Origin of the sequence: Pseudoalteromonas sp. MQS005, from assembly GCF_001661605.1 — a bacterium.
Taxonomy (GTDB): Bacteria; Pseudomonadota; Gammaproteobacteria; order Enterobacterales; family Alteromonadaceae; genus Pseudoalteromonas; species Pseudoalteromonas tetraodonis.
Map to the genome: position 1 here is coordinate 1 of NZ_LYRQ01000042.1, position 16,390 is coordinate 16,390.

11 protein-coding genes are annotated in these 16,390 nt (G+C 42.0%); 7 read left to right on the top strand and 4 right to left on the bottom strand.

The genetic code is table 11. The annotated features are described in order from the left end of the window. The first annotated feature begins 142 nt into the window (after window positions 1-142). From A9479_RS14105 to A9479_RS14115, 3 genes are all read left to right on the top strand, one after another. Complete coding sequence (locus tag A9479_RS14105; RefSeq protein ID WP_156520100.1) at window positions 143-3,313, top strand: glycosyl hydrolase family 18 protein; 3,171 nt, start codon at window positions 143-145, stop codon at window positions 3,311-3,313. Window positions 3,314-3,380: 67 nt separating this feature from the next. Then, window positions 3,381-4,976 carry a lytic polysaccharide monooxygenase gene (locus A9479_RS14110; protein ID WP_064663753.1) on the top strand — a complete coding sequence of 532 codons (1,596 nt, stop codon included), beginning with the start codon at window positions 3,381-3,383 and terminating at the stop codon, window positions 4,974-4,976. A gap of 73 nt (window positions 4,977-5,049) precedes the next feature. After that, the gene (locus tag A9479_RS14115; RefSeq protein WP_064663754.1) at window positions 5,050-7,680 is read left to right on the top strand and encodes a glycosyl hydrolase family 18 protein; all 2,631 of its coding nucleotides are present in this window, start codon (window positions 5,050-5,052) and stop codon (window positions 7,678-7,680) included. 78 nt (window positions 7,681-7,758) lie between these two features. On the opposite strand, the gene A9479_RS14120 is transcribed toward A9479_RS14115, so the two are convergent. After that, window positions 7,759-8,241, bottom strand: a complete 483-nt coding sequence (locus A9479_RS14120) for a putative 4-hydroxy-4-methyl-2-oxoglutarate aldolase (RefSeq protein WP_013463007.1) — start codon at window positions 8,239-8,241, stop codon at window positions 7,759-7,761. Between the two features lie 339 nt (window positions 8,242-8,580). Between A9479_RS14120 and A9479_RS14125 the strand changes: the two genes are divergently transcribed. Next, window positions 8,581-10,044, top strand: a complete 1,464-nt coding sequence (locus A9479_RS14125) for a carbon starvation protein A (RefSeq protein ID WP_013463008.1) — start codon at window positions 8,581-8,583, stop codon at window positions 10,042-10,044. Window positions 10,045-10,116: 72 nt separating this feature from the next. Here the strand turns inward: A9479_RS14125 and A9479_RS14130 are convergent, their stop codons facing one another. Further along, a complete protein-coding gene (locus tag A9479_RS14130) occupies window positions 10,117-10,635 on the bottom strand; it encodes a TetR/AcrR family transcriptional regulator (protein ID WP_028834207.1) in 519 nt (172 codons plus the stop codon). Window positions 10,636-10,813: 178 nt separating this feature from the next. Between A9479_RS14130 and A9479_RS14135 the strand changes: the two genes are divergently transcribed. From A9479_RS14135 to A9479_RS14145, 3 genes are all read left to right on the top strand, one after another. Beyond that, window positions 10,814-11,434: a glutathione S-transferase family protein gene (locus tag A9479_RS14135; protein ID WP_064663755.1), complete on the top strand. Its 621-nt coding sequence runs from the start codon at window positions 10,814-10,816 to the stop codon at window positions 11,432-11,434. 14 nt (window positions 11,435-11,448) lie between these two features. Continuing rightward, window positions 11,449-12,141, top strand: a complete 693-nt coding sequence (locus A9479_RS14140; protein WP_064663774.1) for a cupin domain-containing protein — start codon at window positions 11,449-11,451, stop codon at window positions 12,139-12,141. Window positions 12,142-12,261: 120 nt separating this feature from the next. Then, window positions 12,262-12,663: an STAS/SEC14 domain-containing protein gene (locus tag A9479_RS14145; protein WP_064663756.1), complete on the top strand. Its 402-nt coding sequence runs from the start codon at window positions 12,262-12,264 to the stop codon at window positions 12,661-12,663. 198 nt (window positions 12,664-12,861) lie between these two features. Here A9479_RS14145 and A9479_RS14150 read toward each other — a convergent pair whose 3' ends face one another. Both A9479_RS14150 and A9479_RS14155 read right to left on the bottom strand, forming a co-directional pair. Continuing rightward, window positions 12,862-13,806 (bottom strand): carbohydrate kinase, encoded by a 945-nt coding sequence (locus A9479_RS14150; protein WP_064663757.1) that lies wholly within the window; start codon window positions 13,804-13,806, stop codon window positions 12,862-12,864. Window positions 13,807-13,931: 125 nt separating this feature from the next. Continuing rightward, window positions 13,932-16,325: a TonB-dependent siderophore receptor gene (locus tag A9479_RS14155; protein WP_013463014.1), complete on the bottom strand. Its 2,394-nt coding sequence runs from the start codon at window positions 16,323-16,325 to the stop codon at window positions 13,932-13,934. Window positions 16,326-16,390: the final 65 nt, after the last annotated feature.

A 16,390-nucleotide genomic window follows, 5' to 3' on the forward strand; every position in this document is an offset into this window, starting at 1 on the left:
AGTTAATTTTATAATGTAACTATTTTGTATTTATTTTGTTTGTTATTTGTGCATTATTTTCTTGATATTTACGATATCCATGTTAAGTTTGTACCTGAAAGGTAAAAAATAATGAGTATAAACATCGTTAATGGAGGAGCCAATGAGCTCACGTAAAATAATAACAAATGCCTTTAATCTAAGTGCTTTATCGTTAAGTTTTCTTAGTTTAAATGTACACGCGTCTATTGATTGCAGTGCGTTAGAACAGTGGCAAACAGGCCAGACACACGTTGCTGGAGATCAAGTGCAAGCGCAAAGCACAGCGTATGAAGCTAGCTGGTGGACGCAAGCCAATCCAGTGGAGAATGCTGGTGATTATAAAGATTGGAAAATTTTGGGTGTATGTGACAACGCTGTCATTGATAATGAAATTCCAGTAATTACCGAGTTAATGCCTGCAGACGGTTTTCAACTAACCGATAAAGACAGCGTTGTCATATCGGCGCAAGCAATTGATAACGATGGAGAGGTAACCACCGTTGAGTTTTTTGTTGATGGTATTTTTCTAGCTGCAGATACTTCATCACCTTACAGCGTTGATTGGCAAGCTGTGGCGGGTTCTCATCAAATAAGTGCAATTGCAACGGATGATCAAGGTGCGCAGTCATTACAAATCATCAATATCTTAACAGTTGCAGATGACGTTACTAATCCTGTTAATCAAGTACCCGTTGCATCAATTTCATTGAGTACCTTACCTGAACAGCTAATTGTGGGTTCACAAGTTGTGTTTGAGCTTTCAGGTAGCGATAGCGATGGTGAGATCACCGCGCTTAATTTTGCTATAAATGGTGATGATACTCATCAAGCGACATCAGCAACTAGTCAGTATACATGGCAGGCTACAGCTCTTGGGCAAGCCAGCTTTACACTTACAGTGACTGATAACGAAGGGGCTACAGTACAAACCACAAAAACCCTAAATGTTGTTGACTCTGCAGCGCCCGGCAGTGGTGTAACTGATTGTCAACCACAAGGGTTATATCAAACCCCCGGTGTTAATACGCCTTATTGTACTGTGTATGATGCTGATGGTCGTGAAGTTATGGGAGCTGACCACCCGCGTCGTGTTATTGGTTATTTTACTAGTTGGCGAAATGGTGCTAATGACCAACCAAGTTATCTAGTTAATGATATTCCATGGGATAAAATTACTCATATTAATTATGCCTTTGCGCATGTTGATGCCAATAATAAAGTATCTATTGGCGATCCTAATTCAGCAAATAATCCTGCTACAAACATGGAATGGCCAGGCGTTATTGGCGCTGAAATGGATCCTGAGTTTGCATACAAAGGACACTTTAATCTTTTAAATAAATACAAAAAACAACACCCACACGTTAAAACCTTGGTATCGGTAGGTGGCTGGGCTGAAACGGGGGGGTATTTTGATGAAACTGGCCGCGTTGAAAGTGGTGGCTTTTATACTATGACCACCCATGCTGATGGCTCAGTCAATTATGAAGGTATTAATGCATTTGCAAAAAGCACCGTTGAGTTTATTGAAAAATATGGATTTGACGGCGTTGATATTGATTATGAATACCCATCTTCAATGAACGACTCAGGTCACCCCGATGATTTTCCTATATCCAACGCGCGCCGTGCAGGATTGAATGCCTCATACCAAGTGCTAATGAAAAAAGTACGTGAAGAGCTAGACCGTGCAGGTGAAGCAGCAGGTAAGCACTATTTACTCACTATTGCGTCTCCATCTTCTGGTTATTTATTACGAGGTATGGAAACCTTTCAAGCGGTTAAATATCTGGATTATGTAAACATTATGTCTTACGACTTACATGGCGCATGGAACTCACATGTAGGGCACAATGCTGCCTTATTTGACACCGGTTTAGACTCAGAACTGACACAATGGAACGTCTACGGCACTAAAGAATTTGAAGGGATTGGTTACTTAAACACCGATTGGGCGGTTCGTTATTTCCGAGGGGCAATGGCTGCCGGTCGAATCAATATCGGTATTCCTTATTATACTCGAGGTTTTAAAGATATGTCGGGCGGAACTAATGGTCTATGGGGTCAAGCGGCTTTACCAAACCAAGCTGATTGTGCCACAGGTACAGGGGTTGGTGAAAAGAACAAGTGTGGTAATGGTGCATTAGGTATTGATAACCTTTGGCACGATAAGAACGACGCAGGTCAAGAAATGCCCGCCGGTTCAAATCCTTTGTGGCACGCTAAAAATCTCGAAAATGGTATTGTTGGCTCTTACCTCGAAGTGTATGGCTTAACCCCCGATACCGATGCTGACGATCGCTTAACAGGTTCTTACACACGTTATTACGACAGTGTTGCCGTCGCACCTTGGCTTTGGAATGCCGATAAAAAAGTATTTCTGTCGATAGAAGATGAAGAGTCGATGGCCTCTAAAGTTGATTATGTTATTAACAACGGCCTTGGCGGTATCATGTTCTGGGAGCTTGCTGGTGATTTTGATTACGACTCAGCAAAAGGCGAGTACTTCATGGGGTCGACTTTAACCTCACTTGCCTATGACAAGTTTAATCAAAGTGGTGTTGCTTATGATGTTCACGCGGGTAACCCTAATTTTACAGTGCCTGCTGAAGCAGTAGATATCACATTTGAAGCCAAAGATTTCCCTGTCGGTGATGATAACTACCCAATCAGCCCAACATTTGCGTTTACCAATAACTCAAGCCTTGATTTAAGCGGTGCAAAAATTTCATTTGATGTACCGGTATCAACCTCCGCTATTTTTAAATCCAACTGGAATGCACAAGAGAAGCTAGGCATGGCTGTAGAAGTAAATGGCTCGAACGCAGCGGGTAATAATATTGGCGGTTTTGAGAACGAGTTCCACCGTTTTTCAATCACACTGAACAATGAATGGGGCGGTCAACCAAAAGACTTTAGCGCTGGTGCAACTGTGAATGCACAAGTGATGTACTACATGCCAATCACTGGGCCTAGCAACTTTACCATTGAAAAAGATGGAAAAACTTACGCATTCAAAGCTGAATACCCAATGCTACCAGATGCAACACCGGGTGATGGCACGGGCAATCCAGATAACGGTGGCGGTGACCCTGCAGGTACGTGTGAAGGAGTTGATATAGCCTCGATACCTGTTTATCCAAACTTCCCTCAAACTGACTGGGCGGGCAACCCAAGCCATGCCGCAGCAGGTGACTTAATGTCTCATAACAACGCGATATACAAAGCCAAGTGGTGGACAACGTCTGAGCCGGGTGTAACGGCTGATTGGACCCTAAGTTGTAGCCTGTAATTTTCAAAAACAATGAGGGGTAGGCCTGAGCTTGCCCCATGTATTGGGTCTTAGAAAGGATAAAATAATGGCATCAATTAAACTTAACACACTATCGCTATCTGCAATCGCAGGTGGCTTGCTACTGAGTATGCTAGCACCGCAAGTACAAGCACATGGTTATATGGATAGTCCTAAAGCACGCCAAGCATTTTGCCAAGATGATGGCGGATACTGGTGGCCAGAAGATGGCACAAATATTCCTAACCTTGCTTGTCGATCAGCATATCTAGAATCCGGCACGGTGCAGTTTGTGCAAGCGATTGAATTTTCTGTTAATACTCCTGACTATTTAAATCAAACCGCAGTTGAGGCCAGTGTACCAAACGGCACTTTATGTGCTGGTGGCGATACAGCCAAACGCGGTATGGATTTACCATCACCACATTGGCAACGTAGTGACGTAGTGCCCAATGCTAATGGTGAAATTCAAGTTCGTTACCTTGCATCAACGCCACATAATCCCAGCTTTTGGCAGTTTTACTTAACTAAGCCAACTTTTAATGCCGCTACTGATGTATTGACCTGGCAAGACTTAGAGCTAGTTCAGGAGCATCAAAATGTTGACGTGATTAAAGACACCGATGGTGAGCGTTATTATCAAATGAGTGTGGCTATTCCACAAGGACGCAACGGTGATGCCATTTTGTACAGCCGCTGGCAACGAAACGATGTTGTGGGTGAAGGCTTTTATAACTGTAGTGATATAAATATTGTAAACGACGCAGCTCCAACCAATCCGAATGCGTGGGCAAGCCTTGGGTACTTTGTACGTCAAGGGCAAAATGCCATTGTTGGTCACACTGTATGGGCTCGCTTATTTGATGAATCTGGCCAAGAGGTGATTAATCAACAACTTAAAATCAATGCCGATAATCAAGCAAATTGGCAACAAGTATTGGCGTCACAACTCAACCTTGATTATGCGCATTTAGTGCAGATTGGTGTGCAAAATCAAATTGGTGATGTTGTATTTAACAGCGCTGATGTACTAACAAACCAAGTCTATGGCAGCAATCCAAATTATACCTATACATTAAGCGTGCTGGGCACCCCTGATAATACAGCGCCTATTGTTAGTAAGCCAGAAAACCTAGTAGTTGATGAAAACACCACCACGGCTGTGCATTTACATGCGTTTGATGATGAGCAAAATGCGTTAATTTATACTTGGTCAGTACCGGCACCACTGAGTTTTACCGGTAGCGATGCCAATATCAACTTAATTTCACCTGAAGTTTCAACACCTACAGATTATACCGTTGTGGTATCTGTTTCTGATGGCCAATTAACGACCCAAACCGAGTTTGTTGTCACCGTTAATGACAGCGTTATCAATGATCCTGCTATAGCGCCTTGGAGCACTACTGAGGTTTATCAAGCAACAGATAAAGTGAGTTTTCAAGAGCGTGTTTACTTAGCTAAATGGTGGAATCAAGGTCAGCAGCCCGATAGTTCAAGTGCGTGGGAGCTTGTTGAGGAGGGTACTAATCCAGCAGCATGGAGTATTAACAAAGCTTATCAAGCAGGCGCAGAAATAATCTATCAAGGACAGCGCTATCGCGCTAATTGGTGGACTCAAGGCGATACGCCAGGACAAGCCGATGTATGGAAAACACTGTAACTAAAAGCCTAAGTTTTGTAGTTCAAACTTATTAAACCAAAATAATCACATTAAAAATAGATAAGAGAGAAATATGAATATTAAACAATTAACCGCAGCTATGGGTGTTGCACTATTTGCCGGTTCTGTATCGGCAGCGCCTTCTACACCAAGTATTAATTGGGAGCCACAGCAATATTCGTTTGTTGAGGTAGACCTTGAGGGAAACGGCTCTTACAAACAGCTGGTTACCCGTGTTGAGCAAGTTAATATCAACATTGAATGGAGTGCGTGGAGCGGTGATGGCGGCGATAGCTATAAAGTGTACTTTGATGACATGCTAGTGAATGAGGGCACGCTTGCTGCTGGTTCTAAAAGTGGCACTATTTCATTCCCTTATGATAAAGCAGGCCGCCATACAATGTATGTTGAGCTATGTGAAGGCGGCACGACCTGTGCGAGAAGTGCGGGTAAGCCAATTGTAATTGCTGACACTGACGGCGGACATTTAGCACCATTACCTATGGATGTTGACCCAAATAACCGTGATATTGGCGTTAAGCAAGATTTAGTGACGGGCGCTTACTTTGTTGAGTGGGGGATCTATGGCCGTGATTACGATGTAACGAATATGCCAGCACAAAACCTGAGTCATATTTTGTATGGCTTCATTCCAATTTGTGGTGAGAATGCGTCGTTAACTGGCGGTCCTAAGCGCGCACTGGAAACAGCCTGTGCGGGCTCTGCAGATTACGAAGTGGTTATTCACGACCCATGGGCCGCAGTACAAAAAGCATTGCCAGGGGTTGATGCTAAAGATCCCATTCGTGGTACTTACTCGCAGTTAATGGCACTAAAACAGCGTTACCCAGATATTAAAATTTTACCATCTGTAGGTGGTTGGACGTTATCAGACCCATTTGGTGGTTTTACTAATAAAGCAAACCGCGACACCTTTGTTGCCTCAATGGAAGAGTTTTTAAGAACCTGGAAGTTTTACGATGGTGTTGATATTGACTGGGAATTCCCAGGTGGTGACGGCCCCAATCCTGATATTGGCGATCCAATTAACGATGGCCCAGCCTATGTGGCGCTTATGCAAGAGCTGCGCGCTATGCTTGATAAACTAGAAGCAGAAACGGGTCGTACTTACGAGTTAACCTCAGCCATTGGTGCTGGTTACGATAAAATTGAAGATGTAGATTATCAAGCCGCAAGCCAGTACATGGATTACATTTTTGCCATGACCTATGACTTTTATGGCGCATGGAGTAACGTAACTGGTCATCAAACTGCACTTTACTGTGGCGAGCACATGAGTGTTGGTCAATGTAATGGCACTGGGCTTGATGAAAATGGCGAACCTCGTAAAGGCCCTGCTTATACCACCGATAATGCAGTACAGCTGTTACTTGCGCAAAATGTACCATCGAAAAAAATCGTCGTCGGCACAGCCATGTATGGCCGTGGTTGGGAAGGTGTTTACCCGCAAAATGCCGCGGTTGATGGTAACCCAATGACCGCCCCTGGTAATGGCCCGTTAAAAGGCTCTACGGCACAAGGCGTATGGGAAGATGGTGTTATTGATTACAAAGGCGTTAAAGCCAATATGATTGGTGCGGCGGGCACCGGTATTAATGGTTTTGAAGTGGGTTATGATGAGCAAGCACAAGCCGCTTATGTATGGAATCGCTCAACCGGTAAACTAATTACTTATGATAGCCGTAAGTCTGTGCTGGCCAAAGGTGCGTATGTTAATCAGCATAACTTAGGCGGTTTATTTGCATGGGAAATTGATGCTGACAATGGTGACATTCTAAATGCAATGCATGATGGCTTAGGGGGCGTAGTTGCGCCGCCAAGTAATAACAAACCGGTTGTTTCAGTGTCTTCATCTGTGTCTGTTAATTCAGGCGATAGCATCACAGTAACGGCTTCTGCAACCGATGCAGATAACGATCCACTGAGCTTTAGCTGGAGTGCTGATAGCGCGCTAGTAGTATCTGGACAAAATACATCATCACTGGTTATTACCGCGCCAACAGTGACTACAGATACACAGTATGTTGCAACCGTTGCGGTATCAGATGGTCAAGCAACAGTGAATCGTGATGTTGTTGTTAATGTTATTGCGCCGACATCAGGTGGCGGTAACACAGCTCCAAGTGTTAATGCAATTGCTAATGTTAGTGTAGAAGAAGGCGCATCAGCAAGTGTTGCTGTAGTTGCAAACGATGCACAAAACGATGCGCTTACATATACGTGGACAGTACCAACAGGCTTAACGTTAGTGGGCAGCGGTGCAAATGTGAGCATTGAGGCAGGCGCTGTAGATACAGATACAAACTTCACTGTTTCAGTTGCAGTCAGTGATGGCGAATTAACTACAACACAAAGCTTTAGCGTAACAGTGACAAATGGTGATACTACCACTCCACCAACAGGAGATTGGGATGCGAGTGTTGCATACGTTGGTGGCGATGTCGTCACTTATAATGGCGTTGAATATAAAGCAAAATGGTGGACTCAAGGTGAGCGTCCTGATTTAGGTGGTGCGTGGGAGGCAACAACACAGCCTACAGATGATACAGGTGCTGCAATTTGGCAGTCATCGGCTATTTATAACAGCGGTGATGAAGTCTCTTATCAGGGCAACAAGTACCAAGCTAAGTGGTGGACTCAAGGGAACGAGCCTGGTTCAACCGATGTATGGTTAGCACTTTAATGTAAAACTTTATTGTTTGATTTTAAAAAAAGCAGCTCTCGAGCTGCTTTTTTTATCGCGAACAGCCACTTTGATTGTTCAAAACAAGGCTTTATTACTAATAATTAATCCATTGACATCAGCATACACCCAATCACCGGTATTAATTGTGGTGTTTAACATATTAACCGGGTGATCTTTGGCACCTAAACCGCGCTTAGTGGTGCAGCGCGGCGTAGCGCCTAGCGCCATCACGGGTAAATCAAGCGTGGCAAGAATTTCAATATCGCGGCAGCAACCATTAATAATAATGCCTTGCCAGCCATTTTTTAGGGCTCGCTCTGCAATCATATCGCCAATGAATGCAAAACGCTTACTAGCAAAGCCATCCACAACCAACACTTTGCCTTCACCATTTTCATGTAATATGTTGCCAGCAAACGAGTTATCGTCTGGGCAGGTGACAGTCACTACTTGACCATAAAAGAGAGTTTTATTACCAAAGTGTTGCAAGCCACTGTCAGCGACTTGCACATGGTCGCGATGTTCATCGTATAAATCGGGCGTAGTAAACTGTGTCATTGAGGGCATCCTTGTTTTTTATAAAGCCACGTAGGCCAACGGCAGTACATTAAAAGTAGTAATAATGTTTATCGTAAGCTAATTAATCATTCAGGTGTAGCTATTGTTGTAAATTGGCGTATAGATTTTAGTCGCAATATAAGCACTTTTAACGTTTTTTTATAAGTAACTTATGCTGTTACTTAGTTTAATTTTTTTGAATAAATTTGATTTTGCCAGAGCATTAGCCAAACGTCTCATTGTTGCGTGCTTTTTCATATGCTACGTTCAATTGTTATTTTAAAATTTGGGCTGCAATATTTGGCCCTATACACACATACAAAAAGAGAAGCGTGCTTTATGATCATCTTTTTTATTTGCCTAACTATTTTAATATTAGGCTATAAGTTTTATAGCCCGTTTGTTGAAAAGCAAGCGGGCATGGATTCAACGGTCGACACACCACAAAAACGCTTTAGCGAAGGTGTTGATTACGTTGCAATTCACCCTGTTCGTGCATTTTTGATTCAATTTTTAAATATAGCAGGCGTAGGCCCCATATTTGGCCCAATATTGGGTGCATTATATGGTCCGGTTGCGCTTGTATGGATTGTGCTTGGTAATGTTTTGGGTGGCGCTGTACACGACTTCTTCTCAGGAGTAATGAGTATAAAAGAAGACGGTAAAAGCTTACCGGAAATAGCAGGGCACTACTACAACGTTGTATTTAAAGGCTTTATGCTTATTTTTACTGCGATGCTACTATTTTTTGTTGGTGTTGTATTTATTATGAGCCCGGCAGGATTATTAAGTAACCTTGATATATTTAAGGATACAATATTTGCAAATAATACCTTTTGGGTTTTGGCCATTTTAGCTTACTACTTTTTAGCCACGTTATTACCCATTGATAAAATCATCACTAAGTTTTACCCTATTTTTGGTTTGTTAATGATTGTAATGACAGTAGCTATTGCGGTATCACTGCTAATAAACGCACCGCATTTACCAGTAGCGGGCGACTTTTTAGCATACTTTGAGGCTGATCACGCTCATGACTTCTTAGCACCAAATCCTGATGGACTGCCCACTTGGCCGCTGCTATTTATAACCATTACCTGTGGTGCTATTAGTGGTTTTCACTCAACGCAAGCACCTATTATTGCCCGTTGTTTAACCAACGAAAAATACGTACGCCCAGTTTATTATGGTGCGATGATGTGTGAAGGCATTGTAGGTTGTGTTTGGGCATTAGCGGGTATTGCTGCATTCCCTGAAGGCTATGCGGGTTTAAAAGCTATGCTTGATCTTGGTGGCCCAGGTTTGGTGGTTAACCATATTGCAAACAGCTACTTAGGTGTATTTGGCGGTATTATGGCAATTATTGCTGTTGCTGTTTTCCCTATTACCTCAGGCGATACGGCGTTTCGTTCACTGCGCTTGACCGTGGTTGATGCGTTTAGTATTCCGCAAAGTTTACGTAATCGTTTATTACTAGCAATCCCTATTTTAACCATTGCCTACTTTATGACTAAGCTCGATTTCTCTGTGATTTGGCGCTACTTCGCATTCTCAAATATGCTGCTTTCTACCAGTGTGTTGTGGCTTGCGACCAAGTACTTATTTGACCGTGGTACATTCCACTGGATCACTAGTATACCAGCAGTAATCGCTACAGCAGTGACCTTGTCATACATAATGACCGCGGCAATAGGGTTAAACTTATCAAGTGATTTAGGTAAACCGATTGGTGCAGCGGTGGCTGTTATAGGGTTTATTGTATTAGCTGTTGTGCATTCAAAGCATAAAGTGCGTACGGCTTAATAAATCGTAATCTCAAAAATGTAAAAGCGAGCCTTATGAAGGCTCGCTTTTTTTATACTTGATCACCAATCGCTAAAAAGTGGCTTGTTCGAAGTAGCTGATATCATCTAGGGTTTTACTAATCATCATCGCACCCTCTAATAAGCTCACTGTTTGTATTGCCGCGCGAGCAGGGTTTTCTTCACCATTCACAGCGTGTGCTTGGGTTAACCAGGCTAAATTTTTATTAAAAAACCGCTGAACTTCAACCCGCACTTTATCAGGTAGGCTGTCGCTTTCTGCGCCGAGCAAGCCACATAAACACATTTTTTTATCAATCACCAGTGCATTTCTAAATAACTGAGTGTAAATATCAATAGGGTTTTTACCGTTTGCTTTGTGTGCCTCTGGTTCACCAAGTACAGCGATAAAGGCATCGGTATATTGATGCGCAAGCTCTGCACCTAAATCAGCTTTAGTTGGAAAGTGATAATGCACACTGGCACTTTTAATACCAATTTCATTGGCCAACTCTCTAAAGCTAAAATTGCTATAGCCACCAAGTCTAACTTTGTTTTCTGCTGCTTTTAACAGGGCTGCTTTTTTTGTCATTTTAAACTTCCTTCATATCGCTGCAAAAAATTATCAACCAGTAGGTAGTTATTTTCAAGCTCTTTTATTTTTAGTTTGCAAAGGTCGAGAACTTAATATAAATTACCTACCAGTAGGTAGATAATTTATTCTTGCCAGTATTAGCTCAAACTGTGATTAAAAATATAAAGAGATAATTATGAAAATTTATGATGTAGAAAACTTTCCTAATCCATTACGTGTACGTATTGCGCTTGCTGAAAAAAAGGCGACTGATAAAGTAGAGTTTGTTGCTGTCGATTTATTAAATGGTGAGCACCGTACTGAGGCTTTTTTAGCTAAAAACCCCTTAGCAGGCGTACCTGTTTTAGAGCTAGATGATGGAACGTTCATAGCAGAATGCACCGCGATTACTGAATATATTGATACCGTTTTTGCAGGCCCTTCATTAACAGGTGTTGAGGCAAAAGAACGCGCGGTGATTAATATGATGCAAAAGCGTGCGGAGTCAATGGTACTTGATGCTGTCGCTACTTACTTTCATCATGCAACGGATGGTTTAGGCCCAGCGCTTGAAACCTATCAAAATGTTGCTTGGGGAGAAAAGCAAGGTGAAAAAGCGCGCCAAGGCTTTGTTTATTTTAATAGCGTATTAGCTAACTCTGCTTATGTTGCTGGTGAGAATTTCAGTGTTGCAGATATTACTTTGTACGCCGGTCTGGTGTTTGCAGGCTTTGCAAAAATAGCTATTCCTAGTGAGCTATCACATTTAATAGCATGGCAAGAAAAGGTCGCTCAGCGTCCAAGTATTGCCGCTTAGATATGGAGTCAAATATGAAAATTGCAGCTGATTTTAGCGAACGTGTTGTTGTACATAGCGAATCGTTAGAATGGATAGCCTCACCGATGGCGGGTGTTGATAGGCGTCCACTTGATAGAGTGGGCAATGAGGTTGCACGCGCAACCAGCATTGTACGTTATGCGCCAAACAGCCATTTTTCTGCCCATACACATACCGGCGGTGAAGAATTTATTGTGCTTGAAGGTGTTTTTCAAGATGAACATGGTGATTTCCCCAAGGGCTCTTATATTCGCAATCCGCCTGAGTCAAAACATACACCAAGCTCTGAAAACGGGTGCGTTATATTTGTGAAATTATGGCAGTTTCAGCCAGAGGATAGAGAGCATGTTCGCTTGCAAACTAATACCATGTGCAGTGTTCCTCACCCTGAGTTTAGTAATGTAAATGTAGTTTCTCTTTATAAAGATGCCTTTGAAGAGGTGAGTATTTTTGCATTCGCACCTAACAGTGAAATATCGTTAAACGCCTCAGGTGGGGGCGAGCTTTTAGTTCTTGAAGGCTCGCTTGAAGAGCAGGGCGATACATTAGTACAGCACAGCTGGTTAAGAGTGCCGCCTAACAGCGAAATTAAAGCAACAGCAGGCAGTGAAGGAGCCAGAGTGTGGCTTAAAATCGGTCATTTAACAGATGTTGAAAATCAAATAGCACGGCTTAAAAATGCATAATTAAGCATTTAATTAAAATGGGCACAATAAAAGTGATGTGCCTGTTTTTTGATCTACTTCACTATTGGTTAATAAGCTATCACCTATACTTGATGCTCATATTATTGTGGAGTTCGGGTTATGGTAAATTTAACACACGGCTTATCTATTGGTATTGAGCGCTCTGGTTGCGAGTTTTTTTTAACCTTAAAAGCTATAGGTACACTCACTCACAAAGATTATGAGGTGATCACGCCGATGATTGACTCTGCGCTTGGCGAAGTTAAACATCCTATTGTTAATGTACTCATAGATGCTACTGAGCTTGATGGCTGGGAACTTAGAGCTGCATGGGATGATTTAAAACTTGGCTTAAAGCATAACAAAGAATTTAAAAAAATAGCCATATACGGCAACAAAGACTGGCAATCAACCATCGCTAAATTAGGCAGTTGGTTTGTATCAGGTGAAATTCAATATTTTGAGAACGCCACTGCGGCTTTAGAATGGTTAAAAAGTAATGATGAAGAAGCGGATGCTTAAATAAAGGCCATAATCGGCTTTTATTTTTAAAGTATTTATATCAATTCGCTTAATTAAGTGATCTATTTTGAGGCTGGAAAAACGTGTTTATAGCTAGGCAAAAAATTTGCTATTTAGTTGTTCTAAATGAGAATTTTTTAACGCAGATAGCGACACGTTTAGCCTCGTAAAATGATTAAGTATTATTGCGGATTGGTATTACACCTCTTGAAGTGTAGGTAATGCGGGAAATGCCCCCTTAGCTAAGCAGGCTTTAGAGCCACAACGCAAACCAAAACTTAAAGCGTGTTTTACTAGGTGTTCATTATTAATTTTTTCGATAAGCGAGCTATTTTCATCGGTGTGATTTAAATAATATAACACGCCTGCAATAAACGCATCACCGGCACTGGTAGTATCCACAGCATTAATGATTGGCGCCGATTCATTTAATATAAACCCTTTATGGTAAACCGTTGCCGGTGCAGGGCCATTGGTTAAAAATACCAATTTTACACCTATATTTAAAATAGACTGTAAGTAATCATCAGGTGATTGCTGTGTTTGCTTAGCTAAAAAGTTCAGCTCATCACGCGATAGCTTAACAATGTCGCAATAGGCATAACACGCATGTACATTGTGTTCAATGTCATTGCTATTTTGCCACAAGCTATAGCGTAAATTTACATCAAAGCTAACGAGTTTATGGTTGTTTTTAGCCAGCTTTAAAGCACACACGGTGGTGTTTGCAATGGCTGGATTGGTTAACGTGTTGGAACAAAAGTGTAGGGTACTCAATTCATCCCATTTGATATGGCTTAAGTGATCACTCGTTAACAGTAAATCGGCGGTATTGTGGCGATAAAAATTAAAGCTGCGTTCACCGGTTTCATCTAAACTCACAATAACCACGGCCGTTTGAGAGTCTTTAATCGTAAATAAGTACTCTGTACTTACTTTATATTGCTCAAGCGATTTACTTAATTGTTTAGCAAAGTAGTCATCACCCATACCGCCACAAAAAGCAGCCTTGCCGCCTAACTTTGCATAACCTACCGCTACATTGGCAGGGGCCCCTCCTGCAATGGGCAAATAAGCACTGTTTTGAGAATCTTGTGGCAGCATATCAATAAGTAGCTCGCCGAGGCTAAGTAATTTGGTCATAGTGTAAATCCTAAAAAACCCAGCGGAGCTAGGTCAAAATTCAAGGGAGAATTATTAAAACTAATTAAAGTTAGTGTAACAATCGCTGAAAAACATAGCTTCAGCGCTTGTTACACTAAAGATGGTTAGTTAAACGCGTATTTAAGCGTTATTGATGTTGTGCGGCCATTAATAGTACGGGCGCGAATAATGTTATTATCTGGAATTGAGCCTTCTTCAGCTTCTGTAATACCTACCGTATCGAATAAGTTATTTACATTAAGTGCAATATTAAGGTTTTCAGATAAATCGTAACTTACAAAGCCATTTACTTGAGTGTAACCGTCAAATTTAAGGTCGTTATTGTCTTGAGCGTAAGCATCAGTAGTACCAATAAAGTTGACACCGGCAGCACCTTTATCAAAACTATAACGAGCCATTAAAGAGTAGATTAAATCAGCTTGGCGGCGTGGCGTATTACCTACCACTTCAGGGGTAAGTGCATCCTTAGCAATTTCTGCATCTGTCCATGTTAAGTTACCACGAAAATCCCATGCATCGATGAAGTAAGTTGATTCAATTTCAATCCCTTTTGCTTCGTATTCACGGTCAAAAAAGGTTTGCGATGTTGCTTCAAAGTTTTGCTCTTCTGTTTCTGCATAAAACGCTGTTGCGAAAACTGAGAGTGAATCAAAACGTTTTTTAACCCCAAATTCATACTGGTTTACTTCATCAACGGCATCTTCATCAGCAACCGAACCGTCAGCGCGTACTTTACCAAATAAAAGTCGGTCAGCATTTGCACGGCCACCTTTACTCAGTCTTGCAAATGTCGCAAGGCTTGAATCTATTTGGTAGTTAGCCCCAATTGAATAGGATGCATAATCCCAATCGTAATTTACTGGGCTAGCATTTGCGGTATCAATGCCTGCTACATTTTGTTCAGGAACTGAAATCACTCCATCGCGATTCATATCGACCGTTGAGGTAACGGCACCTGCATAGTTGCCGCGTGCTTCACCACTATCGTAACGAGCACTTGCGTCAATACTTACATCACCCACTTTTGTTGAAAATGAAACGTACGGGGCGCGGGTATCGTATTCTGTATCGTAATCACGCTGACAGCAGTTACCCCAAAAAGGCGTTCCGTATGCATATAAACCATTTTCAGAAAACGCTGTACCATCGGCAGCTGTTACATTTAGTAGCGCCGCATTATCGCCCTTAAGCTCCATTAGGTAAGAGTTCCATAACCATGACATAGCAATATTTTGTGTTGAAGCATAGTAACCAAACGTAACGCTTGTATCATCGCTTAGTGATTTAGTCAGTTTGAAGTCGTTTACAATAGAGTCAAAGTCGTTCATTGTGACGTCAAAGGTATGAATACGCATAGCTAAATCGTCATTAAATGCAGCTCCGGTATTGGCATTACTAAGCGTTGCACCTGCGCCGCCAATACTTTGTGCAATAGCAGTCGCGCTGCCTACTTCAGCAGGAATAAGTGAATTAAAGTTACCGCTAACAGAGGATTTACGAAAACGGTTTTCAATACGCCAATCGTTATCTAAGTCAAATACAGCTTCAAAACCCACTGAGTCAACTTGCGGGTTCATGCCATCGCGAATATCGCCGCTACTAATTTGATTTTCGCCATTTAAACGCACTGTTTTAGTAAATAATGCTGAATGCGGGGTATCTGATTGTGCGTCAAACCCTGGGATTGAGTCACCATTTGCATACATTGGCATTGGTAAGTAACCCACGCTTTTGTCATCTAAATGTTTGTAATAAAGACGCACGTAACCGTTTTCAAAGTCTTTGGTAAGGTTGGCTTTAATTTGCCCACCTTTATTTGATGTGTAACCTGTTTCACGCGGGCCTTCACCTTGGCGCACAAAACCACCTACATGAAAACGTACGCTATCACTAAGGTAAGTGCCGTATTCAAAGTCTGTACGAATAGTGTCGTAATCAAGGCCCAGTGTTGTAGAAACACTGCCTGATTCGTTTTCACCATTTTTAGATATAAAGTTAATTATGCCGCCCGGTGCATTACTTGCTGCAGTCGAGGCCGAACCACCACGAATTGATTCGATAGTTTGTACGGTATTATCTAGGCGCATAAATATATCAGCGTTACCAAAAGCAATATCACCGTATTGCATAACGGGTAAACCGTCTTCTTGTAATTGTAAAAACTTAGCACCACCAGAGGCCACAGGTAAGCCGCGTACAGCAATGTTTGCGTTACCTTCACCGCCGGTTGATTCTGAGCGTACGCCCGGAATAATTCTAAACGCTTCAGCAGTTGAACGCGGTGTAGATACTTCAACTTGAGCAAGCGATAAACTGCTCACTGATGAGCTTGATGCCATAATGGTTGTACGACGTGGTACACCGGTTACAACGATAGTCTCAAGACCTTTGTTAGCTTGCGCTTGTGTGTTTTGCTCTTCTTGTTGTGCATAAACGCCTTGGCTTACAGCCAGCGCTAAAGCACTCATTAAATATAAAGGTGTGTTGTGTGTTGTCATGTGAACGCCTCGTTTTGTGAGCCCGAAGGGGTTTGTTATTTTTACTTAATCGATTAAGTAAAAAT

Bases quoted from the DNA above. Each gene is read 5' to 3' on its own strand.
- A9479_RS14140 (WP_064663774.1), top strand. From the start codon at position 11,449: ATGAAAATTGCAGCTGATTTTAGCGAACGTGTTGTTGTACATAGCGAA.
- A9479_RS14155 (WP_013463014.1), bottom strand. From the start codon at position 16,325: ATGACAACACACAACACACCTTTATATTTAATGAGTGCTTTAGCGCTG.
- A9479_RS14130 (WP_028834207.1), bottom strand. From the start codon at position 10,635: ATGACAAAAAAAGCAGCCCTGTTAAAAGCAGCAGAAAACAAAGTTAGA.
- A9479_RS14110 (WP_064663753.1), top strand. From the start codon at position 3,381: ATGGCATCAATTAAACTTAACACACTATCGCTATCTGCAATCGCAGGT.
- A9479_RS14125 (WP_013463008.1), top strand. From the start codon at position 8,581: ATGATCATCTTTTTTATTTGCCTAACTATTTTAATATTAGGCTATAAG.
- A9479_RS14115 (WP_064663754.1), top strand. From the start codon at position 5,050: ATGAATATTAAACAATTAACCGCAGCTATGGGTGTTGCACTATTTGCC.
- A9479_RS14145 (WP_064663756.1), top strand. From the start codon at position 12,262: ATGGTAAATTTAACACACGGCTTATCTATTGGTATTGAGCGCTCTGGT.
- A9479_RS14150 (WP_064663757.1), bottom strand. From the start codon at position 13,806: ATGACCAAATTACTTAGCCTCGGCGAGCTACTTATTGATATGCTGCCA.
- A9479_RS14120 (WP_013463007.1), bottom strand. From the start codon at position 8,241: ATGACACAGTTTACTACGCCCGATTTATACGATGAACATCGCGACCAT.
- A9479_RS14135 (WP_064663755.1), top strand. From the start codon at position 10,814: ATGAAAATTTATGATGTAGAAAACTTTCCTAATCCATTACGTGTACGT.
- A9479_RS14105 (WP_156520100.1), top strand. From the start codon at position 143: ATGAGCTCACGTAAAATAATAACAAATGCCTTTAATCTAAGTGCTTTA.